The organism is Sphingomonas sp. GW821-FHT10F09 (assembly GCF_058809195.1).
The window spans coordinates 379587-403108 of the sequence record NZ_JBXASI010000001.1 but is presented as its reverse complement, the minus strand read 5'-3'; the positions used below and the strand labels follow the sequence as shown (position 1 = coordinate 403108).

The 23522-nt window shown below is 68.7% G+C and carries 28 protein-coding genes; 15 read left to right on the top strand and 13 right to left on the bottom strand.

Going from position 1 to position 23522, the window contains the following annotated elements; all coding sequences use genetic code 11:
* Window positions 1-34: 34 nt before the first annotated feature.
* Both AC1RTO_RS01860 and epsC read right to left on the bottom strand, forming a co-directional pair.
* Window positions 35-373: a DUF2794 domain-containing protein gene (locus tag AC1RTO_RS01860; RefSeq protein ID WP_293876772.1), complete on the bottom strand. Its 339-nt coding sequence runs from the start codon at window positions 371-373 to the stop codon at window positions 35-37.
* Complete coding sequence (epsC, locus tag AC1RTO_RS01855; protein ID WP_293876771.1) at window positions 373-1065, bottom strand: serine O-acetyltransferase EpsC; 693 nt, start codon at window positions 1063-1065, stop codon at window positions 373-375. Before epsC ends, AC1RTO_RS01860 begins: the two co-directional genes overlap by 1 nt.
* A gap of 172 nt (window positions 1066-1237) precedes the next feature.
* Between epsC and AC1RTO_RS01850 the strand changes: the two genes are divergently transcribed.
* From AC1RTO_RS01850 to AC1RTO_RS01830, 5 genes are all read left to right on the top strand, one after another.
* On the top strand, window positions 1238-2011 hold the full coding sequence (locus AC1RTO_RS01850; protein ID WP_293876769.1) for a sulfite exporter TauE/SafE family protein: 774 nt from the start codon (window positions 1238-1240) through the stop codon (window positions 2009-2011).
* A gap of 139 nt (window positions 2012-2150) precedes the next feature.
* Window positions 2151-2714 carry an alkyl hydroperoxide reductase subunit C gene (gene ahpC, locus AC1RTO_RS01845; RefSeq protein ID WP_493159257.1) on the top strand — a complete coding sequence of 188 codons (564 nt, stop codon included), beginning with the start codon at window positions 2151-2153 and terminating at the stop codon, window positions 2712-2714.
* A gap of 158 nt (window positions 2715-2872) precedes the next feature.
* Window positions 2873-4462, top strand: coding sequence for an alkyl hydroperoxide reductase subunit F (gene ahpF / locus AC1RTO_RS01840; protein ID WP_493159256.1), 1590 nt, complete (start codon window positions 2873-2875; stop codon window positions 4460-4462).
* Window positions 4463-4536: 74 nt separating this feature from the next.
* Complete coding sequence (locus tag AC1RTO_RS01835; RefSeq protein ID WP_493159255.1) at window positions 4537-5439, top strand: hydrogen peroxide-inducible genes activator; 903 nt, start codon at window positions 4537-4539, stop codon at window positions 5437-5439.
* A gap of 67 nt (window positions 5440-5506) precedes the next feature.
* Window positions 5507-6121 carry a fasciclin domain-containing protein gene (locus AC1RTO_RS01830; protein WP_493159254.1) on the top strand — a complete coding sequence of 205 codons (615 nt, stop codon included), beginning with the start codon at window positions 5507-5509 and terminating at the stop codon, window positions 6119-6121.
* 28 nt (window positions 6122-6149) lie between these two features.
* On the opposite strand, the gene AC1RTO_RS01825 is transcribed toward AC1RTO_RS01830, so the two are convergent.
* From AC1RTO_RS01825 to pgsA, 3 genes are read right to left on the bottom strand one after another with little or no spacing between them, the layout of a single operon-like run.
* A complete protein-coding gene (locus AC1RTO_RS01825; protein ID WP_493159253.1) occupies window positions 6150-6596 on the bottom strand; it encodes a molybdenum cofactor biosynthesis protein MoaE in 447 nt (148 codons plus the stop codon).
* Entirely contained in the window at window positions 6593-6850 is a 258-nt protein-coding gene (gene moaD / locus AC1RTO_RS01820) for a molybdopterin converting factor subunit 1 (protein ID WP_493159252.1), read from the bottom strand. Before moaD ends, AC1RTO_RS01825 begins: the two co-directional genes overlap by 4 nt.
* A gap of 4 nt (window positions 6851-6854) precedes the next feature.
* Window positions 6855-7421: a CDP-diacylglycerol--glycerol-3-phosphate 3-phosphatidyltransferase gene (gene pgsA, locus AC1RTO_RS01815; RefSeq protein WP_493159251.1), complete on the bottom strand. Its 567-nt coding sequence runs from the start codon at window positions 7419-7421 to the stop codon at window positions 6855-6857.
* Window positions 7422-7557: 136 nt separating this feature from the next.
* Here pgsA and AC1RTO_RS01810 point away from each other — a divergent pair, with 136 nt between their 5' ends.
* Window positions 7558-8847, top strand: coding sequence for an MFS transporter (locus tag AC1RTO_RS01810; RefSeq protein WP_493159250.1), 1290 nt, complete (start codon window positions 7558-7560; stop codon window positions 8845-8847).
* 192 nt (window positions 8848-9039) lie between these two features.
* Here AC1RTO_RS01810 and AC1RTO_RS01805 read toward each other — a convergent pair whose 3' ends face one another.
* Window positions 9040-9207, bottom strand: a complete 168-nt coding sequence (locus AC1RTO_RS01805) for a hypothetical protein (RefSeq protein WP_493160355.1) — start codon at window positions 9205-9207, stop codon at window positions 9040-9042.
* Between the two features lie 98 nt (window positions 9208-9305).
* Here AC1RTO_RS01805 and AC1RTO_RS01800 point away from each other — a divergent pair, with 98 nt between their 5' ends.
* Window positions 9306-9773 carry a GreA/GreB family elongation factor gene (locus AC1RTO_RS01800; protein WP_493159249.1) on the top strand — a complete coding sequence of 156 codons (468 nt, stop codon included), beginning with the start codon at window positions 9306-9308 and terminating at the stop codon, window positions 9771-9773.
* 218 nt (window positions 9774-9991) lie between these two features.
* Complete coding sequence (locus AC1RTO_RS01795; protein ID WP_493159248.1) at window positions 9992-10189, top strand: hypothetical protein; 198 nt, start codon at window positions 9992-9994, stop codon at window positions 10187-10189.
* Window positions 10190-10344: 155 nt separating this feature from the next.
* On the opposite strand, the gene AC1RTO_RS01790 is transcribed toward AC1RTO_RS01795, so the two are convergent.
* The 3 genes from AC1RTO_RS01790 to AC1RTO_RS01780 all read right to left on the bottom strand — a co-directional run bounded on the left by AC1RTO_RS01790 (window position 10345) and on the right by AC1RTO_RS01780 (window position 13815).
* The gene (locus tag AC1RTO_RS01790; RefSeq protein ID WP_493159247.1) at window positions 10345-11697 is read right to left on the bottom strand and encodes a sensor histidine kinase; all 1353 of its coding nucleotides are present in this window, start codon (window positions 11695-11697) and stop codon (window positions 10345-10347) included.
* The gene (locus AC1RTO_RS01785; RefSeq protein ID WP_493159246.1) at window positions 11694-12425 is read right to left on the bottom strand and encodes a response regulator; all 732 of its coding nucleotides are present in this window, start codon (window positions 12423-12425) and stop codon (window positions 11694-11696) included. Before AC1RTO_RS01785 ends, AC1RTO_RS01790 begins: the two co-directional genes overlap by 4 nt.
* Before the next feature lie 61 nt (window positions 12426-12486).
* The gene (locus tag AC1RTO_RS01780; protein ID WP_293876745.1) at window positions 12487-13815 is read right to left on the bottom strand and encodes an MFS transporter; all 1329 of its coding nucleotides are present in this window, start codon (window positions 13813-13815) and stop codon (window positions 12487-12489) included.
* 192 nt (window positions 13816-14007) lie between these two features.
* Here AC1RTO_RS01780 and cyoA point away from each other — a divergent pair, with 192 nt between their 5' ends.
* From cyoA to AC1RTO_RS01755, 5 genes are read left to right on the top strand one after another with little or no spacing between them, the layout of a single operon-like run.
* Complete coding sequence (gene cyoA / locus AC1RTO_RS01775) at window positions 14008-15147, top strand: ubiquinol oxidase subunit II (RefSeq protein WP_493159245.1); 1140 nt, start codon at window positions 14008-14010, stop codon at window positions 15145-15147.
* A 10-nt stretch (window positions 15148-15157) separates the two neighbouring features.
* On the top strand, window positions 15158-17170 hold the full coding sequence (cyoB, locus tag AC1RTO_RS01770) for a cytochrome o ubiquinol oxidase subunit I (protein ID WP_493159244.1): 2013 nt from the start codon (window positions 15158-15160) through the stop codon (window positions 17168-17170).
* Window positions 17171-17175: 5 nt separating this feature from the next.
* A complete protein-coding gene (gene cyoC, locus AC1RTO_RS01765) occupies window positions 17176-17805 on the top strand; it encodes a cytochrome o ubiquinol oxidase subunit III (protein ID WP_493159243.1) in 630 nt (209 codons plus the stop codon).
* A complete protein-coding gene (gene cyoD, locus AC1RTO_RS01760) occupies window positions 17802-18182 on the top strand; it encodes a cytochrome o ubiquinol oxidase subunit IV (RefSeq protein ID WP_493159242.1) in 381 nt (126 codons plus the stop codon). Before cyoC ends, cyoD begins: the two co-directional genes overlap by 4 nt.
* Window positions 18179-18856 (top strand): SURF1 family protein, encoded by a 678-nt coding sequence (locus AC1RTO_RS01755; RefSeq protein WP_493159241.1) that lies wholly within the window; start codon window positions 18179-18181, stop codon window positions 18854-18856. Before cyoD ends, AC1RTO_RS01755 begins: the two co-directional genes overlap by 4 nt.
* A 267-nt stretch (window positions 18857-19123) precedes the next feature.
* On the opposite strand, the gene AC1RTO_RS01750 is transcribed toward AC1RTO_RS01755, so the two are convergent.
* The 3 genes from AC1RTO_RS01750 to AC1RTO_RS01740 are packed head-to-tail and all read right to left on the bottom strand — an operon-like array spanning window position 19124 to window position 20979.
* Complete coding sequence (locus AC1RTO_RS01750) at window positions 19124-19300, bottom strand: DUF4169 family protein (protein WP_493159240.1); 177 nt, start codon at window positions 19298-19300, stop codon at window positions 19124-19126.
* 7 nt (window positions 19301-19307) lie between these two features.
* Window positions 19308-19856, bottom strand: coding sequence for a transcriptional regulator (locus tag AC1RTO_RS01745; protein WP_493159239.1), 549 nt, complete (start codon window positions 19854-19856; stop codon window positions 19308-19310).
* Between the two features lie 37 nt (window positions 19857-19893).
* Window positions 19894-20979 carry a GNAT family N-acetyltransferase gene (locus AC1RTO_RS01740; RefSeq protein ID WP_493159238.1) on the bottom strand — a complete coding sequence of 362 codons (1086 nt, stop codon included), beginning with the start codon at window positions 20977-20979 and terminating at the stop codon, window positions 19894-19896.
* 97 nt (window positions 20980-21076) lie between these two features.
* Between AC1RTO_RS01740 and AC1RTO_RS01735 the strand changes: the two genes are divergently transcribed.
* Entirely contained in the window at window positions 21077-21526 is a 450-nt protein-coding gene (locus AC1RTO_RS01735; RefSeq protein ID WP_493159237.1) for a DUF2721 domain-containing protein, read from the top strand.
* Entirely contained in the window at window positions 21523-21954 is a 432-nt protein-coding gene (locus AC1RTO_RS01730) for a DUF4345 domain-containing protein (RefSeq protein ID WP_493159236.1), read from the top strand. Before AC1RTO_RS01735 ends, AC1RTO_RS01730 begins: the two co-directional genes overlap by 4 nt.
* Here the strand turns inward: AC1RTO_RS01730 and AC1RTO_RS01725 are convergent.
* Window positions 21912-23468: an amidase gene (locus AC1RTO_RS01725; protein ID WP_493159235.1), complete on the bottom strand. Its 1557-nt coding sequence runs from the start codon at window positions 23466-23468 to the stop codon at window positions 21912-21914. The genes AC1RTO_RS01730 and AC1RTO_RS01725 overlap by 43 nt on opposite strands.
* Between the last annotated feature and the right edge of the window lie 54 nt (window positions 23469-23522).

Genomic DNA, 23522 nt, shown 5'->3' with positions numbered 1-23522 from the left:
CGCGCGGCAGCTGGCGGCGAAGGCGAATGTCGTTCTAGTCGACGAGCTTCATCAGGCGGCGTTCGACGGGGGCGAGGATCGGGCCGAGGTCGTGGCCGCGCTTCAGGACCATGCCCTGTTCGCCGATCAGCGCCCACATGCCCTGCCGGGCGCGTAGCGCGGGGCGTTTCTCGATGCGGAATTCGGGGCGTTCGGCGGCGCGGCGGAAGGCGGCGAAGATCGCGGCGTCCCTGCCGAGCTGCATCGCATAATCCTTCCAGTGACCGGCGGCGACCATACGGCCGTACAGGTCGAGGATGCGGTTGAGTTCGGCGCGGTCGAAACCGACCTGCGACGGCTGTCCGCCCTGCGGAAACGGCGTGACGATTCCCATCAGGCGCGGTCGCGCTCCTGCTCGGGCAGCTGTTCGGCGAGCAGCGCGTCGAGGCGCTTGCGCATCGATTCGAGCTCGCAGCGCATGATCTCCATCTTCTGCGTCGCGGGGTCGAACATGTCGCTGCACGGCGTGCCGTACGGGACGAAGCGCGACGGGCTGGTCGCGGCCCCGCCCTCGACCATCGTCGCGCGCGCCGGGATGCCGACCATCACCGCGCCCGCGGGCACGTCCTTCGTCACCACCGCATTGGCGCCGACGCGCGCACGCCGGTCGACGAGGATCGGGCCGAGCACCTGCGCGCCCGACCCGATGATGACGCCGTCGGCGAGCGTCGGATGGCGCTTGCCCGCGACGCCATTGTCGGGGCTGGTCCCGCCCAGCGTCACGCATTGGTAGATGGTGACGTCGTCGCCGATCTCCGCGGTCTCGCCGATCACGACGAAGCCGTGATCGATGAAGAAGTTGCGGCCGATCTTCGCGCCGGGGTGGATGTCGATCGCGGTCCAGGCGCGGGCGATGTGATTGACGAGGCGCGCGAGGAAGAACCAGCGCCGGCGGTAGAGCGCATGCGCGACGCGGTGCAGCGCCAGCGCCCAGACGCCCGGATAAAGCAGGATTTCGGCCCGCGAATGCGGTGCCGGGTCGCGCGCCCGGATCGAATCGAGATAGGCGGCCAACCGTCCGAACATCCGTCGTTCCCCTTACAGACCCGCGCATGTAATCCTTCCGCCAGCCGATTTCCATGCCCGACCCGCCGCAGCTTTGGCGTAGCAAACTCCAGCTTTGTTGTAGGGATTGCGCGCGCCGTGCACGATGCGGCACGTCCTACCCGTTCGTATCCCTCCGGAGTGCCTGCCGCCGATGCCCGATTTTCTTACCGCCATCGACTGGAGCCAGGTGCTGCCGTTCATCGCGATCGGCTTTGCCGCACAGGTGGTCGACGGGGCACTCGGCATGGCGTTCGGCGTCATCAATTCGACGCTGCTGGTCACCGTGATGGGGGTGCCGCCGGCGGTCGCCTCCGCCAGCGTGCACGCGGTCGAGACCTTCACCACCGCGGCGTCGGGGGTCAGCCACATCGTCCACCGGAACGTCGACTGGAAGCTGTTTCGCCGGCTGGTCATCCCCGGCGTGATCGGCGCGATCCTGGGGGCGACGCTGCTGAGCAACATCGACGCCTCGGTCGCCAAGCCGTTCGTCATGCTCTATCTCGCCTGTATCGGCCTCTACCTGCTGTTCCGCGCGGTGAAGGGCCGGATCGAGCCGCGCACGCCCAAGGTGATCGCGCCGCTGGGCCTCGTCGGCGGGTTCCTCGATGCGGCGGGCGGCGGCGGCTGGGGGCCGGTGGTCACCAGCAACCTGCTGATCCAGGGGGCGACGCCGCGGCACACGATCGGCACCGTCAACACCGCGGAATTCTTCCTGACCGCGACCGCGTCGGTGACCTTCTTCATCGCGCTCGGCTGGTCGGCGTTCACGCTGCACACGCTCGGCATCCTGATCGGCGGGCTGGTCGCGGCCCCGCTGGGCGGCGTGCTGGCGAAGCGGGTGCCGACTCGCGGGCTGATGGCGCTGGTCGGCGTGTTGCTGACCCTCACCAGCGCCTGGTCGGTCTATGCGGCGTTCGCGCACTGAATGTTTCGCGCCTGCGAACAGCTAAACCCGCGGAAATGCTGCTGATCGCCTCATTCGATCACGCAACGCAAATAGATTAATTTTGCACTGCGGCATGAGGCACCCATATCCGGTCCACACCATTCAACCGGAGACCAACATGGCCCTCATCGGCAGCAAGCTGAAGCCGTTCACCACCCAGGCCTATAAGGAGGGCAAGTTCGTCAGCGTCAGCGACGCGGACGTGCTGGGCAAGTGGGCGGTCTTCTTCTTCTACCCGGCGGACTTCACGTTCGTCTGCCCGACCGAGCTGGAAGACCTCGCCGACGTGTATCCGACGCTCCAGAAAATGGGCGTCGAGGTGTACAGCGTGTCGACCGACACCCACTTCAGCCACAAGGCGTGGCACGACAGCTCGCCCGCGATCGGCAAGATCAACTATTTCATGCTGGGCGACCAGAACCACAGCATCAGCAACAACTTCGAGATCCTGCGCGAGGGCCAGGGCCTGGCCGATCGGGGCACGTTCGTGATCGATCCCGAGGGCGTGATCCAGCTGATCGAAGTGACGTCGGAAGGCGTCGGCCGCAACGCCGCCGAGCTGCTGCGCAAGATCAAGGCCGCGCAGTACATCGCCGCGCATCCGGGCGAAGTCTGCCCGGCGAAGTGGGAAGAGGGCGAAGAGACGCTCGCCCCCAGCCTCGACCTCGTCGGCAAGATCTGAGGTTTCGGACGGACCGTCCGGCTGCATCCGTAGCCGGCGTCCCGTCCAGCCCCATCCCCGCCCTTCCCCGAGGGTCAGGGTGATCGCGGCCCGGGGTGGAAGCCTTCCACCCCGGGCCGCTTGTTTATGACGACCCGCATTACCCAGGAGTTTCCGCCATGCTCGACGCCAATCTGACGCAGCAGTTGAAGGCCTATCTGGTCAACATCCGCCAGCCCATCGAGCTGGTCGCGAGCCTGGGCGACGACGCCAAGTCGCGCCAGATGGGCGAATTGCTCGACGAGATCGCCGCGCTGTCGGACAAGATCGCGGTCGTCACCGCCGACGACCGCCGCCGCCCGAGCTTCATGATCCGCCGCGCCGGCACCGATATCGGCGTGCGCTTCGCCGGCCTGCCGATGGGACATGAATTCACCTCGCTGGTGCTCGCGCTGCTGCAGGTCGGCGGCCATCCGTCCAAGGCGGCGCAGGAGCTGATCCAGCAGGTCGAGGCGCTGGACGGCGACTTCCATTTCGAGACGTTCTTCTCGCTGTCCTGCGCGAACTGCCCCGACGTGGTGCAGGCGCTCAACCTGATGGCGGTGCTCAACCCGCGGGTGACGCACACCGCGATCGACGGTGCGCTGTTCCAGGACGAGGTCGCGACCCGCATGGTGATGGCGGTGCCGACGGTGTTCCTGAACGGCGAACCGTTCGGCCAGGGCCGGATGGAGCTGGAACAGATCGTCGCCAAGCTCGACACCGGATCGGCCGCGCGCGCCGCCGAAAAGATCGCGGCAAAGGCGCCGTTCGACGTGCTTGTCGTCGGTGGCGGCCCGGCCGGTGCGGCGGCGGCGATCTACACCGCGCGCAAGGGCATCCGCACCGGCATCGCGGCGGAGCGGTTCGGCGGGCAGGTGCTCGACACGATGGCGATCGAGAATTTCATCTCGGTGCCGCATACCGAGGGGCCGAAGCTCGCCGCCGAGCTGGAGCGCCACGTCCGCGATTACGATGTCGACATCATGAACCTGCAGCGTGCGGAAAAGCTGATCCCGGCGGCGGGCGAAGGCGGGCTGCACGAGGTCGTGCTGGAGAATGGCGCGTCGCTGCATGCACGCACCGTCATCCTGTCGACCGGCGCGCGCTGGCGGCAGATGAACGTGCCGGGCGAGGATGCGTACCGGAACAAGGGGGTGGCGTACTGCCCGCATTGCGACGGCCCGCTCTACAAGGGCAAGCGCGTCGCGGTGATCGGCGGCGGCAATTCGGGCGTCGAGGCGGCGATCGACCTCGCCGGGATCGTCGCGCACGTCACGCTGATCGAATATGACAGCGACCTGCGCGCCGACGCGGTGCTGCAGCGCAAGCTCGCCAGCCTGCCCAACGTCGCGATCATCACCTCGGCGCTGACCACCGAGGTGCATGGCGACGGCGAAAAGGTGACGGCGCTGTCGTATCGCGACCGCAACACCGACGCGATGCACCGCGTCGCGCTGGAGGGGATCTTCGTCCAGATCGGGCTGGTGCCGAACACCGAATGGCTGGCGGGCGCGGTGGCGCTGAGCCCGCGCGGCGAGATCGAGATCGACCATCGCGGCCATACCTCGCAGCCGGGCGTGTTCGCCGCGGGCGACGTGACGACGGTGCCGTTCAAGCAGATCGTGATCGCGATGGGCGAAGGGTCGAAGGCGGCGCTGTCGGCGTTCGACCACCTCATCCGCCTGCCGGCGGAAGAGACGCACGACTGGGAGGAAGCGGCGGAGTAAGGGTGCGCTCCTCCCCGTACCGGGGAGGATTATGAGGGTGGCGTCGCGGCGGCGGCGCCTCTATCCGGCGGGGCATGGCGGCGACCTATCTTCCCACGCTCAAACAGCTGCAATATCTGGTCGCGTTGAAGGACGCCGGCCATTTCGGACGGGCGGCGGAGGCGTGTTTCGTCACCCAGTCGACCCTGTCGGCGGGCTTGCGCGAACTGGAGACGCTGATCGGCGTCACCCTTGTCGAGCGCACCCGCCGCGTCGTCCGCTTCACGCCGCTGGGCGACCGGATCGCCGACAAGGCGCGGCGCGTGCTGCGCGAGGCGGAGGAGCTGGGCGATATCGCGCGCGCCGCCGGGCGGCCGCTGTCGGGCGAGATGCGGATGAGCGTCATCCCGACGATCGCGCCGTTCATGCTGCCGCATATCCTGCCGCGGCTGCGCCGTGACTATCCCGACCTCAAGCTGTTCCTGCGCGAGGAACCGTCGGGCGCGGCATGCGAGGGGCTGCACAACGGCCGCACCGATTGCGTGCTGCTCGCGCTGCCCTTCGCCTGCGGCGACGTCGCGTCGCACCCGCTGTTCGACGACCGGCTGTTCGTCGCCTATCAGCCGCAGGACATGCCGAGCGATCCGCCGACGATTCCCGCGGCGCTGATCGACGAGACGCGGCTGCTGCTGCTCGAGGACGGGCATTGCCTGAAGGACCATGCGCTGTCCGCGTGCAACCGGCCCGAACTGCGCGCGGAGGCGACGATGCTCGGCACCTCGCTGCACACGATCGTGCAGATGGTCGACAATGGCCTGGGCATGACGATGCTGCCGGAAATGGCGCTGAAGGCGGGGATTCTCGACCATACCAATATCGTCGCGCGGCCGCTCGACGCCGACAATGCGGTGCGGCGGATCGCGCTGGTCTGGCGCCGCGCTTCCCCGCGCGAGAAGGATTTCCAGCTGCTCGCCGAGGCGCTGGCCGAGGCGCGCTGATGCAACCCCGCCCGGCTTCGGGCGTAGAAGAGGGTACGTGACCCAGTCCTTTCCCAACCCCCGGTCCTTGACCAGCCCCCGGTCCCTTACCAGCCAGGCGCGGCGGATCGCCGTCTATGCCTCGCTCGTCCTGCTCGCCGGCTGCGTGCCGCCGGCGACCGCTCCCGTCGTCGCACCGCCGCCGGTGGCCAGCGCGCCGGTGCCGGTCGACCCGTCACGGATCGAATCGGAGGCGACGATCGCGACCTCGATCGCGGCGACCCCGGGGCTGCGCACGCTGGCGACCGAATTGCGGATCGCGGAGCTGGACCAGCTGCTCGGCGGCGACGGGCCCTATACGCTGTTCGCACCGACCGATGCGGCGTTCACCCGCCTCGCGCCGGGGATCGCCAGCGACCTGCTGGCGCCGGAGAATCGCGCGGCGCTGGTCGCGCTGCTGCGCTATCACGTCGTCGCGGGGACGGTGACGACCGAGCAATTGACCGACCGCATCCGCGCCGGCGGCGGGCGCGTGACGCTGACGACGCTGGGCGGGCAGCCGATCGCCGCGACGATGACCGGCGACGTCATCACGCTGACCAGCGTCACCGGCAACCGCAGCTATGTCGAGGCGGCGGACGTCGCGCAGGTCAATGGCGTCATCCATGTCGTGAATGGCGTGCTGGTGCCGGTGCTGCCGTAGGGCCGATCGACGGTCCGCGACGCTGGCGTCAGAGCTTTTTCCAGCGTTCCGCGGCGGCGGTGTCGGTATCCCGCGCCTCGACCCAGCGGGCGTCGGTGCCGCGGGTTTCGCGCTTCCAGAAGGGGGCGTCGGTCTTGAGCCGGTCAATCAGATAGGCGCAGGCCTCGAGCGCGGCGGCGCGATGCGGGGCGGCGGCGGCAACGAAGACGATGCGCTCGCCCGGGATCATCGGGCCGACGCGGTGGACGATCGTCGCCGCGCCGAGCGACCAGCGCGCGACCGCGCCTTCGGCGACGCGGGCCAGCGCCGCTTCGGTCGCGCCGGGATAATGTTCGAGTTCGAGCACGCCGACCGAATCGTCGGCACGGACCAGCCCGGTGAAGGTCGCGACCGCGCCGGCGCCGGCGGCACCCTCCGCCCGCGTCATTTCCGCGGCGATGTCGATCGGGTCGCGGCCGACGACGATGCGGATCATCCGCCGGTCACCGGGGGGAACAAAGCGATCTCGCGCGCGCCGGCGATGCCCGCGTCCATGGCGACGAAATCCTGATCGACCGCGGCGCGCAGCCGGGCACGGTCGGCGAGCGCATCGGCGCTGGTGGCGTCGCGGGCCGCGAGCCAGTCGACCAGCGCGGCGACCGTCGTCACGGTCGGCGGCGGCGACACGATTTCCTGCGCGCAGCCCATGCGTTCGCGCACCCAGGCGAAATAGAGCATCTCGATCGCCATCGGATCAGTCCATGTGCCGGATGCCGACGCGCAGGTAATCCCAGCCCGTCACCAAGGTCAGCGCCGCCGCCGCCCACAGGCAACCGAGGCCGGTCACCTTGATCCACGCCTGCGCGGGCAGCGCGCCGGCGAGGATCAGTGCGCCGAAGGCGACGAGCTGCAGCGTCGTCTTCCACTTGGCGAGCTTCGACACCGGCAGCGACACCTGCAGTCCGGCGAGGAATTCGCGCAGGCCCGACACCGCGATCTCGCGCAGCAGGATGATGAGCGCGGCGATCAGGTGGACGCCGGTGATGAGCGCCATGTCGTCGTGGCGGGTGCCGACCAGCATCAGGATCACCGCGGCGACCATGATCTTGTCCGCGATCGGATCGAGGAACACGCCAAGCTTCGACACCGCGCCCTGCGCACGCGCGAGATAGCCGTCGAAATAATCGGTGATGCCCATCAGGCAGTAGAGCGCGAAAGCGATGCCGAACCCCGCCTCCCACCGCGGCCACCACAGGAAGGCGACGAGCAGCGGGACCGCGACGATGCGCGACAGCGTCAAAAGGTTGGGCAGGGTCAGCATCGTACCCCCCTCCTACCGCGGCCGGCGGGCGGACGTAACCCCCGTGCAGCGGCTTGCATGACCTAAGCCGTTGGCGTGCCCGACCGGCTGGGCTATGCCTGCCGCAATCTCGCCACGATCGAAGGCCGACGTTCGCATGCTGAATGCCATGGGGTTGCTGAAGCAGCGCCGCTTCCTGCCCCTCTTCGCCACGCAATTCCTCGGCGCGTTCAACGACAATCTGTTCAAGACGTCGATGGTGCTGTTCGCGACCTATGCGATCTTCAACGATCCGCACATGGAATCGAACTTCAACGCGCTGGCGACCGGCATCGCCATCCTGCCCTTCTTTCTGCTCTCCGCGCTCGCCGGGCAGCTCGCCGACAGCCACGACAAGGCGCGGATCATCCGCATCGTCAAGACCGCGGAGATCGGCATCATGCTGCTCGGCGCGGGCGGGCTGATGGTGGCGCGCGCGGGCTATCCGACGCTGGGCATCGGCCTGATGCTGGGCGCGGTGCTGTTCCTCGGCGTGCATTCGACGTTCTTCGGGCCGATCAAATATGCGATCCTGCCGCAGCATCTGAAGCCCTGCGACGTGCTCGGCGGCACCGGGCTGGTCGAGGCGGGAACGTATCTCGCCATCCTGCTCGGCACGATCATGGCCGGCTGGGTGCCGATCGAGGGCGCCGCGATCCTGGTGATCGTCGTCGCGCTGATCGGCTGGGCGACCGCGCGGCAGGTGCCGCCCGCCCCGCGCGAGGGACCGCGGCTGAAGCTCAACTACAATCCGTTCACCGCATCGTGGCGGCTGATCCGCACGACGATGCACATCCCCCGGCTGTTCCTCGCGATCTGCGCGATCAGCTTCTTCTGGACGATCGGGGCGCTGCTCATCATCATCTTCCCGCCGCTGGTGAAGAACGTGCTCACCGCCGACGAGCGCGTCGCGAGCGGGGCGATCGCGGTCTTCTCGGTCGGGGTAGCGATCGGGTCCGTGGTCATCAACACAATGCTGAAGGGCAAGATCAGCGCGCGCTATTCGCCCGTCTCGGTGATCGCGATGGGCGTGTTCGTCGTGATCTTCTCGTTCCTGTGCCGCAGCTGGGTGCCGGCGGCGCCGGGCAGCTTCTACGACTGGAGCCAGTTCGTCGCGCAGCCGCGCGCGATCCCGATCATGCTGTGCCTGCTCGCGATCGCGACGACCGGCGGCATGTTCGTCGTGCCGCTCTATGCGTTCCTGACGACGACGGTCGAGAAGGACCAGACCGCGCGCACCGTCGCCGCGAACAACGTCGTCAATTCGGGCGCGATGACCCTGGGGTCGATCGCCGCGATCGGCATCGACCTGATGGGCGTCCGGTCGGTCGACATGCTGTTCCTCGTCGCGGCGATGTGCCTGGTATCGGCCTGGATCGCGCAGAAGCTGCACGCCGCCTGCGACTAGGACGTACCGGGGGTTCGCGGCGATCCGCGCGCGTTCGGGAAGAATAAATTCGCGAGGAGGCGCGGAGGACGCAGAGGGGTCGCGGTGCCGGCATCGGCAGCCTTCGCTTCCCGGGCAAGAAGATGACAGGGCCGTACGAGCCCCATCTCCCCGCCTCTGGGCGAACCGCTCATACCCCCGGCGGCGAGGCGATCAGAAGATCAGCGTGTAGAAGCAGGTGAAGAAGGCGGCGAAGCTGAGCAGGAACAGCTTCCAGTCCTCGTCGTCGCGCTTGCGGACATCGGGCGTCACCGGTGGCGGCAGGGTCTGCCGAAACGGATGGCGGGCGGCTTCGTTGGTCAGGACAAGGCGTCTGGTCATCATGGACATGTTAACGTCCTGTTTACGATTACGACCAGCCGCAAAGGTGGTTAAACCGGACCTGTCCGCGGATGGGACACAATGAGAGAGGCCGTGCCATGAGTGTCGCGTTCCGCCGCGAGAGCGACGAAGAGCATCTGGAGCCGAAGTTCGAGCTGCCCATCCCCGCCGGTCCCAATCTGGTGACGCGGGCGGGCAAGGCGTTGATCGAGACGCGGATCGCGGCGCTGGAGGCGGCGCTGGCGCAGGCGGCGACCGAGGATGCCGAAGCGATCCGCCGCGACCTGCGCTATTGGCAGACGCGGCGGACGACCGCGATCCCGACGGCGGCGCCGGAGGACGGCAGCGCCGGATTCGGCACGCGGGTGCATGCGACGATCGGCGGCAAGCCGCGTACGATCGCGATCGTCGGCGACGACGAGGCCGATCCGCATGCCGACCGGCTGGCGTTCGGCGCGCCGCTGGCGCGGGCGCTGATCGGCGCGGAGCCGGGCGACGTGCTGCCGTTCAACGGCCGGGACGATGCGATCAGAGTGCTGGGGGTCGAGCCGATCGACGGGGTCTGAGCGGCCGGGCCCGGATATGAGCCGAGCTACGCGACCATCGCTGGTCCCGTAGCTCGACCGTCGGGCACCGGGGAGCACCCGAATGCCGGCGGTGCCGTGTCTGGGAGAGAACGCCGCCGACCAACGTGGGATATCGCCCTCATGTTGCGGCGATATTTCCGCCGGGACATCGCGGTGCAATCCGGGACGGCGATGCATGGGGCGAAGGAGCCCCGCGCATGTCCGCCTCGCCGCCCGTCCCGTCCGCTTCCGGCCCCGCCCCCAGCCCTGCCCCCTGTCTCGCGAGCCGGCACCGGCCCGCGCGCAAGCAGACCAGCGTCGGCGGCGTGCGCCGCGCGCGCTGCCTGTGTTGCGGGCTGCAGTTGATGCGCACCGCGATCAGCCGGCGCTGGATCATCGCCGACCGGCTTGGGTGATTCTCGCGGTCCGGCGTCGATGGGGCGAACCGACTGGCGCGATCTGTTTTCGTCCCCCCCCTGTGCAAGGGGGGTCTTGGGACGCGAAGGGTACGGAAAGAGTCGAAACGCCAGCGTGTCCGGATCCCCGCCTGCGCGGGGATGACGGGTTTCGGTTACAGCGGCAGCGTGACGCGGGCGATGGCGCCGCCGTCGGGGTGGTTGGCGATGGTCGCGTCGCCGCCGTGCGCGCGGGCGACGCCGCGGACGCTGCTGAGGCCGAGGCCGATGCCGCCGGTGTCGCGATTGCGCGAGCGTTCGCCGCGGAAGAAGGGTTCGAACAGGCGGTCGAGGTCGTCGGGGTCGATACCCGGGCCGTGGTCGCGCACCGCGATCACCGCATGGCCATCGAGCTCGGCGAGCGTCACTTCGGCGTCGCCGGCATATTTCAGGGCGTTACCGACCAGATTGGCAACCAACGCCTTGAGCCCCGCCGCATCGCCCTCGATCACCACGGGGTCGCCGTCGTGCAGCGTTACCGGCTCGCCGCGGTCGGCAAGATCGTCGGTGACGCTCTCGACCAGCGAACGCAGGTCGAGCCGCCGACGCTCGCCGATGCGATTGTCGTCGCGGAAGAAGGCGAGCGCGGCCTGGATCATCGCCTGCATGTCGCGGATGTCCGATTCGCTGGTGGTGCGCAGCGGCTCGGGCGCCTGTTCGAGGCGCAGCCCGAGCCGCATCAGCGGCGTGCGCAGGTCGTGCGCGATCGCCGCGATCATCGTCGTGCGATCCTCGACATAGCGGTTGAGCCGCGCCTGCATCCGGTTGAACGCCGCCGCGGCATCGGCGATCTCCGCCGGGCCGCCGAGCGGCACCGGCGCGGCGCGCGGATCGCGGCCCAGCCGTTCCGCCGCAGCGCCGAAGGCGGCGATCGGCTTGGTCAGCCGCCGCGCGAGCAGCCAGGCGAAGGGCGCCACCGCGAGCATTGCCGCGAGCAGCCACAGCAACGCCCGCCCGCGCCAGCTTTCGAAGCCGGTGCGCGCGCCCCGCGCGCTCAGCCAGCTGCCGTCGGGCTGCTGCACCGAGACGGTGAAATGGCCGAACATGATCTGGCTGCGCGCATCGGGAGAGCGGCGCCGCTCCGGCGGCCCCGCGCGACGGGGGATCGGGCCGAAGACCATCGGCGGTGGGCCGCCACCGAAATGGACGCGCACCCGCTCCGCAGCGACGCCGAGCTGACCGGCGATCACCCCGGCGAGATGGTTGCCGCGATCGTCGAACGGCTCCGGGTCCTCCGCATCGCGCGACAGCAGCAGCTCGCCGCTTGCGTCGCCGCCATGGCGCAGCGCCGCCACCACCTGCGGGACCGAATAGATGCGCGGCGTCGGCGGCGCGATCGACACGACCAGCGCGACATTGAGCGCCTGCACCGCCGCGACGCTGAGCAGCATGACGAGGAACACCCGCCAGAACAACGACCGGCGCACCCCGCCCCATGGCCCCCGGGCGGGCCGGTCCGGCCGGGTCATGCGCGGCTGACCGCCGGCACGAACAGATAGCCTTCGTTGCGGATGGTGCGGATGATCTCGTCGCCGCCACTGCGCAGCTTGCGCCGCAGCCGGCTGATCTGGACGTCGATCGCGCGATCGAAGGCGTCGGAATTGGGGCCGCGCGCCGCCTCGAGCAGCCATTCGCGCGACAGCACCCGGCGTGGCCGTTCGGCGAAGACGCGCAGCAGGGCGAATTCGCCGTCGGTCAGGCCGACCAGCACGCCCTGCGCGTCGAACAATTCGTGCGCGAACAGGTCCATCGTCCAGCCGTCGAAGGTGAGGCGCGAACGATCCTGCGGCTCGGCCTGCTGGCGGCTGCGCAAGGCGGCGCGAACGGTGGCGAGCACTTCGCGCGCGCTGCACGGTTTGGGGAGGTAATGGCTCGCGCCGATCTCCAGCCCGACGATGCGGTCGCGCTCCTCGCCCAACGCGCTGAGCATGATGACCGCGGGGCCGCCGTCGCGGGTGATGCGGCGGCAGGCGGAGATGCCGTCCTCGCCCGGCATCATCACGTCGAGCAGGATCGCATCGATCCGCTCACGCTCCAGCACCGCATCCATCTCGCGCGTGTTGGCGGCGGCGCTGACACGATAGCCCCGCGCGCCGAGGCTCTGCGTCAACAGGGTGCGGATCTCGCGATCGTCGTCGACGACGAGGATCGCGGCCGGTTCGTCCCCCGCGGCGGTATCGGCATGTCGGTGCGTCATCGCCCCCTCATGCCGCAGAAATGTTTCCGCGGGATATCAGGGGGTGACGCACCGGCATCGATCAGTCCAGCCGGCGCGCGAGTTCCTTGTTGAGGCCGAGCGCGACCAGCGTGGCGATGGCGCCCGACAGCAGGTAGCCGCCCGCGGCGATCAGGCCGAACTGGCTCGCCAGCACCAGCGCGGCGAGCGGCGCGAAGCCGGCACCGAACAGCCAGGCGAGGTCCGAGGTCAGCGCCGCGCCGGTGTAGCGCGCCCGCTTGGGGAAGTTGTTGGTCACCGCGCCCGAGGACTGGCCGAAGGCGAGGCCGAGCAGCACGAAGCCACCGATCATGAACGCCAGTTCGCCCGAGCGGCCGCCGGCGAGCAATTGCGGCGCGAAGCCGCTGAACACCGCGATCGCCGCAGCGGTATAGCCGAGCACCGAGCGCCGGCCGATGCGATCGGCGAGCAGGCCGGAGATGACCACCGAACCGAGGCCGAAGAAGGCGCCGATGATCTCGATACCGAGGAAGCTCGCGATATTCTCGCTGGTGTAGAGCGCGATCCACGACAGCGGGAACACCGTCACCATGTGGAAGAGCGCGAAGCTCGCCAGCGGGGCGAAGGCGCCGATGATGATGTTGCGCCACTGCGCCTTGACCGTCGCGGTGACGCGCGACGGGGTCAGCTCGCGGCTCTTGAACAGCTCGGTATATTCCGGCGTCACGACGATGCGCAGCCGCGCGAACAGCGCGACGACGTTGAGCGCGAAGGCGACGAAGAACGGATAGCGCCAGCCCCAGGACAGGAAGTCGACCATGTCCATGTTGGCGAGGAAGAAGGCGAAGAGCGCGCTCGCCACGATCAGGCCGAGCGGCGCGCCAAGCTGCGGCACCATCGCATACCAGCCGCGCTTTTCGGGCGGTGCGTTGAGCGCGAGGAGCGAGGCGAGGCCGTCCCAGGCGCCACCGAGCGCCAGCCCCTGGCCGATGCGGAAGGCGGCGAGCAGGAAGGCCGACGCGGCACCGACCTCGCCATAGCCGGGCAGGAAGGCGAGCGACACGGTCGAGGTGCCGAGCAGGAACAGGGCGATCGTCAGCTTGGTGCCGCGGCCATATTCGCGGTCGACCCACATGAAGATCTGCGTGCCGATCGGGCGGGCGATGAACGCCAGCGGAAAGAGCGCGAACGACCAGAGCGTGCCGGTCAGGCGATCGACGTACGGGAAGACCAGCGCCGGGAAGACGATGACCGACGCGATCGCGTAGCAGAAGAAGTCGAAGAATTCGGAGGTGCGACCGATGACGACGCCGATCGCGATCTCGCCCGGGCGGACCTCATGGTCGCCCCGGGTGTTGACGGCACGGGCATCGCGTTCGAGCGGTGCGGAATGGGCGGAAGCCACTGACATGTATCGCAGTCCTGTCGTCTCGCAGCCCGAGGGCCACCGGTCATCAACGCGCCTCGCCCGGAAACGGACGCAGCACCAACATGTCCCCTTACCGCACAGGTCGATCGCGCGGGATAGGACAAAATGTCCTATTTTGCGCTGCAGCACACAGGCGTAGCGGCAATGACGATGCGAACTCCCTCGTTCCCCCCCATGCGGCTTCGAACCGCTGCCGTCGCACTCCTCGCGCCTGCCCTGCTGGGTGGGTGCGACTGGGTGGTGATGAACCCGTCCGGCGATGTCGCCAAGCAGCAGGCCAGCCTGATCCTGTGGTCGACCGGCCTGATGCTGCTCATCATCGTGCCGGTGATCGCGCTCACCATCCTGTTCGCGTGGAAATACCGCCACACCAACGAGGATGCGGAATATACCCCCGACTGGGACCATTCGACGGGCCTCGAGCTCATCATCTGGTCGGCGCCGCTGCTGATCGTCATCGCGCTCGGCGCGCTGACCTGGATCAGCACGCACAGCCTCGACCCCTATCGCCCGCTGGCGCGGCTAGAGCCGGGCAAGCTGCTGGCCAAGAACGACAAGCCGCTGGAGATCCAGGTGGTGTCGCTCGACTGGAAGTGGCTGTTCATCTATCCCGAACAGGGCGTCGCGACGGTCAACGAGCTGGTGCTGCCGATGAACCGGCAGGTCCGGTTCCGGATCACCTCGTCGTCGGTGATGAACACCTTCTACGTCCCCGCGATGGCCGGCATGATCTATTCGATGCCGGGCATGGAGACGCGGCTGCACGCGGTGCTCAACAAGCCGGGCCGGTTCGACGGGTTCAGCGCCAATTACAGCGGCGCCGGCTTCTCGGACATGCGCTTCACCGTCGACAGCATGGACGATGCCGGCTTCGCCAAATGGGCGTCCGAAGCGCGGACCGCGCCGAAGCGGCTCGACATGCCGGCCTATCTCCAGCTCGAAAAGCCGAGCGAGAAGGTCGCGGCGGTCCGCTATGCCACCTTCGCGCCGCAGCTGTTCGACCGGATCCTGGGCATGTGCACCAAGCCGGGCGAGACCTGCATGCAGGCGACGATGATGCAGGACGGTGCGCACGATCCGAAACGCGACAGCGGCCATGGTGCGCCGGTCAACAACGGCGGCCATATGCGCGGCAGCGAGGCCAAGGGCGCGCTGCTCAAGGAGCCGGAGGAGAAGGGCAGCAGCCCGCACCGCAACGCGCCCCGCGACGCCGCCCCCGGCAGCAGCAAGCCCGGCAGCGAAGACAATCGCTCCATGACTTCCATCGACCCCCTGCGCGCGCCGTTTGCCGGTGCCGCGGCCGCTCGATCCTAGGACCCGCACGATGTCCGACGCATTGCTCAAGACCATTTTCGGGCGGCTGACGCTCGAAAGCTTCCCGATCCACGAGCCGATCCTGATCGCGACCTTTGCCATGGTCGCGATCGGCGGGGCCGCGGTGGTCGGCGCCCTCACCTATTTCAAGGTGTGGGGCTATCTGTGGAAGGAGTGGTTCACCAGCGTGGACCACAAGAAGATCGGCATCATGTACATGGTGCTCGGCATCGTCATGCTGCTGCGCGGCTTTGCCGACGCGCTGATGATGCGCGCCCAGCAGGCGATGGCGTTCGGCGCCAACGACGGCTTCCTGCCCGCGCACCATTACGACCAGGTGTTCACCGCGCACGGCGTCATCATGATCTTCTTCGTGGCGATGCCGTTCGTCACCGGACTGATGAACTATGTCGTCCCGCTCCAGATCGGCGCGCGCGACGTCAGCTTTCCGTTCCTCAATAATTTCAGCTTCTGGATGACCGCGGCGGGTGCCGCGATCGTCATGGTCAGCCTGTTCGTCGGCGAGTTCGCGCGCACCGGCTGGCTGGCGATGGCGCCTTTGTCGGGGCTCGATTACTCGCCCGACGTCGGTGTCGACTATTACATATGGGCGTTGCAGGTGGCGGGCGTCGGCACGTTGCTATCTGGCGTCAACCTGCTCGCGACGATCGTCAAGATGCGCGCGCCGGGTATGAGCCTGATGAAGATGCCGATCTTCACCTGGTCGGCGCTCGCCACCAACGTGCTGATCGTCGCCGCCTTCCCGGTGCTGACCGCGGTGCTCGCGATGCTGAGCCTCGACCGCTATCTGGGCACGCACTTCTTCACCAACACCATGGGCGGCAACCCCATGATGTACGTCAACATGATCTGGATCTGGGGCCACCCGGAGGTCTATATCCTGATCCTGCCGGCGTTCGGCGTGTTCAGCGAGATCACCTCGACCTTCTCGGGCAAGCGCCTGTTCGGCTATACGTCGATGGTCTACGCGCTGCTGGTCATCACCATCCTCGCCTACCTCGTCTGGCTGCACCACTTCTTCACCATGGGGTCGGGGGCAAGCGTCAATTCGTTCTTCGGCATCACCACGATGATCATCTCGATCCCGACGGGGGCGAAGATCTTCAACTGGCTGTTCACCATGTACAAGGGGCGCATCCGCTTCGAACTGCCGATGATGTGGACGATCGCGTTCATGATCACCTTCGTCATCGGCGGCATGACCGGCGTGCTGCTCGCGGTGCCGCCCGCCGACTTCGTGCTGCACAACTCGCTGTTCCTGGTGGCGCATTTCCACAACGTCATCATCGGCGGCGTGCTGTTCGGGATGTTCGCGGGGATCAACTACTGGTTCCCCAAGGCGTTCGGCTTCACGCTCGACAAGTTCTGGGGCACGATCAGCTTCTGGTTCTGGACGATCGGCTTCTACGTCGCCTTCATGCCGCTCTACGTGCTCGGCCTGATGGGCGTGACGCGCCGCCTGCGCCATTTCGAGGATCCGTCGCTGCAGATCTGGTTCGTCATCGCCGCGATCGGCGCCGCGATGATCGCGGTCGGCATCGCCGCCTTCCTGATCCAGATCTTCGTCAGCGTCCGCAACCGCGAGGCCCTGCGCGACACGACCGGCGATCCGTGGAACGGCCGCAGCCTCGAATGGGCGACCTCGTCGCCGCCGCCGGCCTATAACTTCGCGTTCACGCCGGTCGTCCGCGACCTCGACGCCTGGTACGACATGAAGTCGAACCACGCCGAGCGGCCGCTCAAGGGCTTCCGCGACATCCACATGCCGCGCAACACCGGCACCGGCGTGATCCTGGCGGGCCTGTCCGCGGTCTTCGCCGTCGCGATGATCTGGTACATGTGGTGGCTTGCCGGGCTGGCGTTCGTCGCCCTGCTGGCGGTCGCGATCGGCCATACCTTCAACTACGACCGCGATTATTACATTCCCGCCGCCGACGTGACGGAAGCCGAGGACGAACGTACCCGGCTGCTCGACGCGCGCGCCGCGGTGGCGGGGGCCTGAGGACCATGAGCGAAGCAACCATCCCGCCCGGCGCCGAGGCGCCGATCTTCTACGAGACGGACGAGCATCATCACGACGCCGGCGGCAGCACCATGCTGGGCTTCTGGCTGTACCTGATGAGCGACTGCCTGATCTTCGCGATGCTGTTCGCCTCGTACGGCGTGTTCGGCGGCAGCTATGCCGGCGGTCCGCAGCCGCACGAGATCTTCAAGCTGCCGCTGGTCGCGCTCAACACGTCGATGCTGCTGCTGTCGTCGATCACCTATGGCTTCGCCATGCTGTCGATGAACGACGGCAAGGTAAAGGCGGTGCAGGGCTGGCTGGCGATCACCGGCCTGTTCGGCCTCGCCTTCCTCGGGATCGAGCTCTACGAATTCTCCGAGCTGATCCACGAGGGTGCCGGGCCGCAGCGCAGCGCCTTCCTGTCGGCGTTCTTCACGCTCGTCGGCACGCACGGGCTGCACGTCACCTTCGGCATCATCTGGCTGGTGACGCTGATGGTGCAGGTCGGTCGCAAGGGCCTGATCGACGCCAACCAGCGCCGCCTGCAATGCCTGTCGCTGTTCTGGCACTTCCTCGACGTGATCTGGATCGGCGTCTTCACCTTCGTCTACCTGCTGGGAGTGCTGCGATGAGCGCCGACACCCATGGCCACGGCCATGACGATCATGCGTCCGGAGCCCCGCACGGCACCCGCAAGGACTATATCATCGGCTTCGTGCTGTCGGTCATCCTGACCGCCATCCCGTTCGGTCTGGTGATGAGCGGCATCATCGCCGACACGCGGATCACCGCCGGCATCGTCATGGTGTTCGCGCTGGTGCAGATCGTCGTCCACATGATCTATTTCCTCCACATGAACTCCAAGTCGGAGAACGGCTGGACGCTGATGGCGCTGATCTTCACGATCATCGTCGTCACCATCTGTCTGGCGGGATCGCTGTGGGTGATGTTCCATATGAACGCCAACATGATGCCCGGCATGACCTCCGGAGACATGGCCGGCATGTGAGCATGCGGCGGGCGATCGTCACCGGCCTGCTGCTGGCCGCGATCGCCCTGCTCGTCGGGCTGGGCATCTGGCAGCTCGAGCGCCGGGCATGGAAGCTCGCGCTGATCGCGCAGACCGAGCGGCAGCTGGCGCGGACGCCGGTCCCCGCGCCGGGACCGGCCCGCTGGGCCGCGGTCGGTGCGGGCGACGTCTATACGCCCGTCGTCGCCACCGGCCGCTACCGGCGCGACGCCGACACCTATGTCCAGGCGGTGACCGAGATCGGCGGCGGCTTCTGGGTGCTGACCCCGTTCGACACGACCCGCGGCTTCGCGCTGCTGGTCAACCGCGGCTTCGTGCCCGCCGGCGAGCGCGGACGCGTCGCCCCCTCTCCCGACTTACAGACAGTGCGCGGGCTGTTGCGGCTGAGCGAGCCGGGCGGCGGCTTCCTCCGCCGCAACGATCCCGCCGCCGGCCGCTGGTATTCGCGCGACGTCGCAGCGATCGCCGCGGCGGGGCGGGCCGGGACGATCGCCCCCTATTTCATCGACGCCGGCGCACCGCGCACCGGTTGGCCGCGCGGCGGGCTGACCGTGGTGCGGTTCCGCAACAGCCATATGGTCTATGCGCTGACGTGGTTCGGGCTGGCGCTGTTGGTCGCGGGGATGGCGTGGCGGGTGCGGCGGCGGGGATAGCCGGTCGGGCTGATGGCCTGGCCTTACCCTTCGCCGCCTTTGGCGTCTCTTACCTCTCCCGTCGGACGCGCCGGGTGAGGATGGCGAGGGCCGATCGACCACGAGCGGGATGGCTATAGTCGGTCGTGACAATCCATGCCGTCACTTCCGCTACGGCGGGAGTCCATACGCGCCGACCTCGCGGACGGAATCGAAGCGGTAGCGTCTATGGATTCCCGCCTTCGCGGGAATGACGAACTTTCGGGGTCCCGCGGATGTCGGTCTGACCTAGTCTTCGCGTTTCGCGCCGTCGAGGGTGCGGTCCGCTCTTGCGCGGTCGGCCGCGTCGGCGTCGCGTTCCGCTTTCGTGCGGCCGAATTTCGCGCGGTTCGCTTCGGCCGCCTGCGCGGCGGTGGCACGGTCGCGGGCCTTGCGGGCGCGGCGGAGGTTGATGATCTCGGCCATCGCGCGGCTATCGTCCGGCGGCGCGGTCTTGGGCCGCGCGGCGGACGGCGCACCAGCGCTCCCATTCGTCGCGCGCATCCGCGAGCGCGCGATGCGCGGGTATGTCGCGGTCGCGGAATTCGGCGAGCGCGACCACGTCGGCGACCGCGACGCCGAGCGCCGCTGCCGGCACCGCATCGCGCAGGATCGCCGTCGCCGTCTCGCGCTGCGCCTCTTCGGTGTCGCGCAGCCGGAGCGCGTGGCGCGGCAGCTTGGCGGCGCGCAGGAGCGCGCTCAGCCATTTGCCGTCCCATGACGGCGCGCTGGCGAACAGGTCGTGGCCGCTCAGCACCTCGACCATTCGGCGCGCGACGACGTCGTGCGGCGTGCCCTCGGCCTCCAGCTTTGCGCGCGGGATATGGTGGATGGCCTCGGCCGCGTCGTCCCAGTCGTCCCATTGCAGCGGCGGGCGGATCAGGTGGCTTTCCTCGCGCCCGTCCTCGAACACCCAGGCGACCTCGATCGGATAGCTTCTCTTGGCGAGCGACGAGGCTTCGAAATCGAGGAACACCAGCATGACGCGTCAACGCCTAGGCGCGGCAAAGGGGTGCCGTCTAGTGACCCGATCGCCGCCATGCGCCGCGGGCGAGGCGCCCGGCGAGCGCGGGCAGGCCCGGTCGGAGCAGCAGCCAGTCACGAATCGCGGGGCCGCGTTCGGCGCCGATCACCTGTTTGTAGCCGCTGTCGCCCGCGCCCCAATCGACGCGCGCGATGCCGCGGCTGAGCGCCTCGACCAGATTGCGGTAATAGAGCAATTTGCCGGGCGAATGCTTGGCGTAGGCCGGGTCGTAGCTGTTGGCGATCGCATATTTGAGGTCGCCGGCGTCGAGGTCGAAGGAGAAGGCCGCGGGCCTGCCGTCGATCGTCAGCAATGCGGCGCGGAGCATGCCGGCGATCACCGGATCGGCCGCCGCGGCGCGCCAGAAGGCGCCATGGCCGGTGGTGGTGAATTTCGCGTCCGACCCGTCGGTGCGCGCGGCGATCCAGCTTGCCTGTTCGATCGCGGCGAGCGCGTCGAAGGCGGCGGGCCAGTCGGCACCGGTGAGGAAGCGCCAGTCCGGCGTGCCGTGCGCGGCGAGATGCTTTTCGTGGAAGCGGTTCTTGCGCAGCGTCGATCCGCGCGGCCAGCTGCCCTCCGCCTGCAATGCCGTCATGTCGAGCAGCCAGCTGTCGGCGACGAACCGGTCGAGCACCGCCCAGCCGCTCGCCCGCGCCGCCGCGATCAGCGGCATCGCCGCGGCATCGTCGTCATAGACCGGGCCGATGCGCAGGCCGTTGACCGCGCCCGCGAGCGTCGACAGCGCCGCCCGGATCGTCGCCTCGCCGGCGCCCAGCGCAAGCGGGAAGCTGCGGAACGGCCAGTAGCAGCCCGGCACCGCAGCGAGGCGGAGCATCGCGGGGCCGACGCCGACCAGCGGCAGCGCCAGCGTCGGTTCGCCATCCTCCTCGACCAGCAACGTGCGGGCATGGCCGCCATAGGCCGCCAGCGCCGCGGCATACCAGCCGTAGCGCAGGAAGGCGTGGGTGGGTGCCGCACCCTGCGCCACCGTGTCGATCGCGGCGGCGAGGCCGTCGGCGACGCTGCCGCGCGCCACCGGGGGCAGCCGCTGGAAATCGGCGAGGAACATCGGCCTGGTCACGGCACCGGGGTGTAGCCGGGATGCGTTACCAAGCTGTGCAGAAAGCGGCGGCCCGTGCACCCTTTCGCGCCGCGCGAATCGACCTATGATACGCGCCATGCCGACGTTCTTCCAGGTTTCGACGATCGCCCAGACGATCCAGCTGTCGCTCGCGCCGGTGTTCATGCTCGCGGCGATCGGGCAGATCCTCAACGTGCTCGCCGGGCGGCTGGCGCGGGTGATCGACCGCGCGCGGGTGCTGGAGGATCGCGTGCTCGACAGCGAGGGCGCGGATCGGCAGCGTTACATCTGGGAACTGAAGCTGCTCGACGAGCGGATGTCGATCATCAACGCCGCCCTGTTCCTGTCGGTGTCGAGCGCGGTGATGGCGTGCATCGTCATCGCGCTGCTGTTCATCGCCAATATCGCGAGCTTTCACATCGGCACCTGGATCGCGCTCGCCTTCATCCTCGCGGTGGCGCTGCTGATCTGCTGCCTCACCGCCTTCATGTGGGAGGTGCGGGTCAGCCTGCGCGCGATCCACGTCCGCAAGGAGATCCTGTCGTGAGCCTCGCAGGCGAGCGCCGGCTGTTGCAGGCGGTAGTCGCGCTCGCCTGTGTCGTGCCGTTGAGCGTCGGCGGGCAGAGCGTGCTCCACGGCCCCGGCTTCCTCGGCCATCCGCCGGTGATCCCTACCGATGTCGACAGCCATTTCCGCTACATCTCGGGCATTTTCCTCGCGGTCGGCGTCGCGTTCGCGACCTGCGTGCCGCGGATCGAGACCAAAGGCCCGCGCTTTCGCCTGCTCGGCGCGCTGGTGGTGGCGGGCGGCGCGGCGCGGCTGGTGTCGCTGGCCGCGGTCGGCGCGCCGTCCACGGGGCATCTGTTCGGCTTCGCGATGGAACTGGGCGCGGTGCCGCTGCTGATGCTGTGGCAGGCGCGCTTCGCGCGGCGCTACCGTCGTGCGCCCTCCAGCCCCTCGCCGACGTCCGCCTGAGGGCGATAGCGCGGCGCGACGCGCGCCTGCGCCCGCTGTTCATAGGCATAGCCCGCGCCGAGCACGGTCGCGTCGCCGCCGCGCGTCGCGATGAACGACAGGCCGACCGGCAGCCCCTTCACCAGCCCCATCGGCACCGTCAGATGCGGATAGCCCGCGACCGCGGGCAGTTCGGAGGCGGAGGGGCCGTTATACTGGTCGCCATAGACCGGGTCGCTGAGCCATGCGCCGGCATAGGTCGGCTCGACCAGCACCTGCGCCCGCGCGCTGCGCAGCATGAAGTCGATCGCCTCGCTCGCCAGCCGGAGCGATTTCGCCCGCGCTGCCTTGTAGGCGGGATCGTCCAGCCCCTTCGTCTTCGCCGCCTCCTCGAAGATCTCCTGCTGGAAGAAGGGCATCTCTTCGGCCGCATGCGCGCGGTTGAACGCGATCAGCTGGTCGAGCGTGCGCGCGGTCACCGTCGGCGGGGTGGTGGCGAGATAGGCGTCGAGGTCCGCCTTCAGCTCGGTCTTGAGCACGATGAATTCGGCGTCGCCGATCCCGTCGAGCTTCGGCGCGGTGACGTCGACCAGCACCGCGCCGGCGCTGCGCAGCACGGCGAGCGCGGCGTCGTAGCGCTGGGTGAGATCGGCTGACAGCCCGTCCGGCCGCAGCACCGCGACGCGCACTCCCGACAGCGCGCTGACCGACAGGCCGGCGGCATAATCGGGCGCGCCGCCGCGGGTCGTCATCGCCTGCAGCAGGATGGCGACGTCGCGGACGCTGCGCGCCATCGGCCCCGGCGTGTCCTGCGAATGGCTGATCGGCACGACATGCACGCCGCTGACGAGGCCGATCGTCGGCTTCAGCCCGACCAGCCCGTTGATCGACGAGGGGCAGACCACCGATCCGTCGGTCTCCGTCCCCACCGCCGCCGCGGCGAAGCTCGCCGCCACCGCCGCGCCCGATCCCGACGACGATCCGCAGGCGGTGCGATCGAGCGCATAGGGATTGCGCACCAGCCCGCCGACCGCGCTCCATCCGCTCATCGCGTGACTGGAGCGGATGTTCGCCCATTCCGACAGGTTGGTCTTGCCGAGGATCACCGCGCCCGCCGCGCGCAGCGCCGCCACCACCGGCGCGTCGCGGCCGGTGACATTGTCCCGGAGCGCGAGGCTGCCCGCCGTCGTCGCCATCCGGTCGGCGGTTTCGATATTGTCCTTGATGAGCACCGGCACGCCGTGCAGCGGACCGCGTAGCCGCCCCGCCCGGCGCTCGGCATCCAGCGCCTTCGCCTGCGCCAGCGCATCCGGGTTGACCGCGATGACGCTGCGCAGCGTCGGCCCCTTGCGGTCCATCGCGGCGATCCGGTCGAGATAGGCGCGCGTCAGATCGACGCTGGTCGCGTGTCCCGCGGTCATCAGCGCCTGCGCCCGTTCGAGCGACACCTCCTCGACCTTGACCGACCTCGCCGCCGCCGGTGCGACCGGCATGACGGTGGCGGCGAGCAGAAACCCTAGAAATATCCGGCGCATGGAACCCCCTGTCCTGTCCAAGCGATGCTACCGCCAGACAGGGCCGGCGCAAGG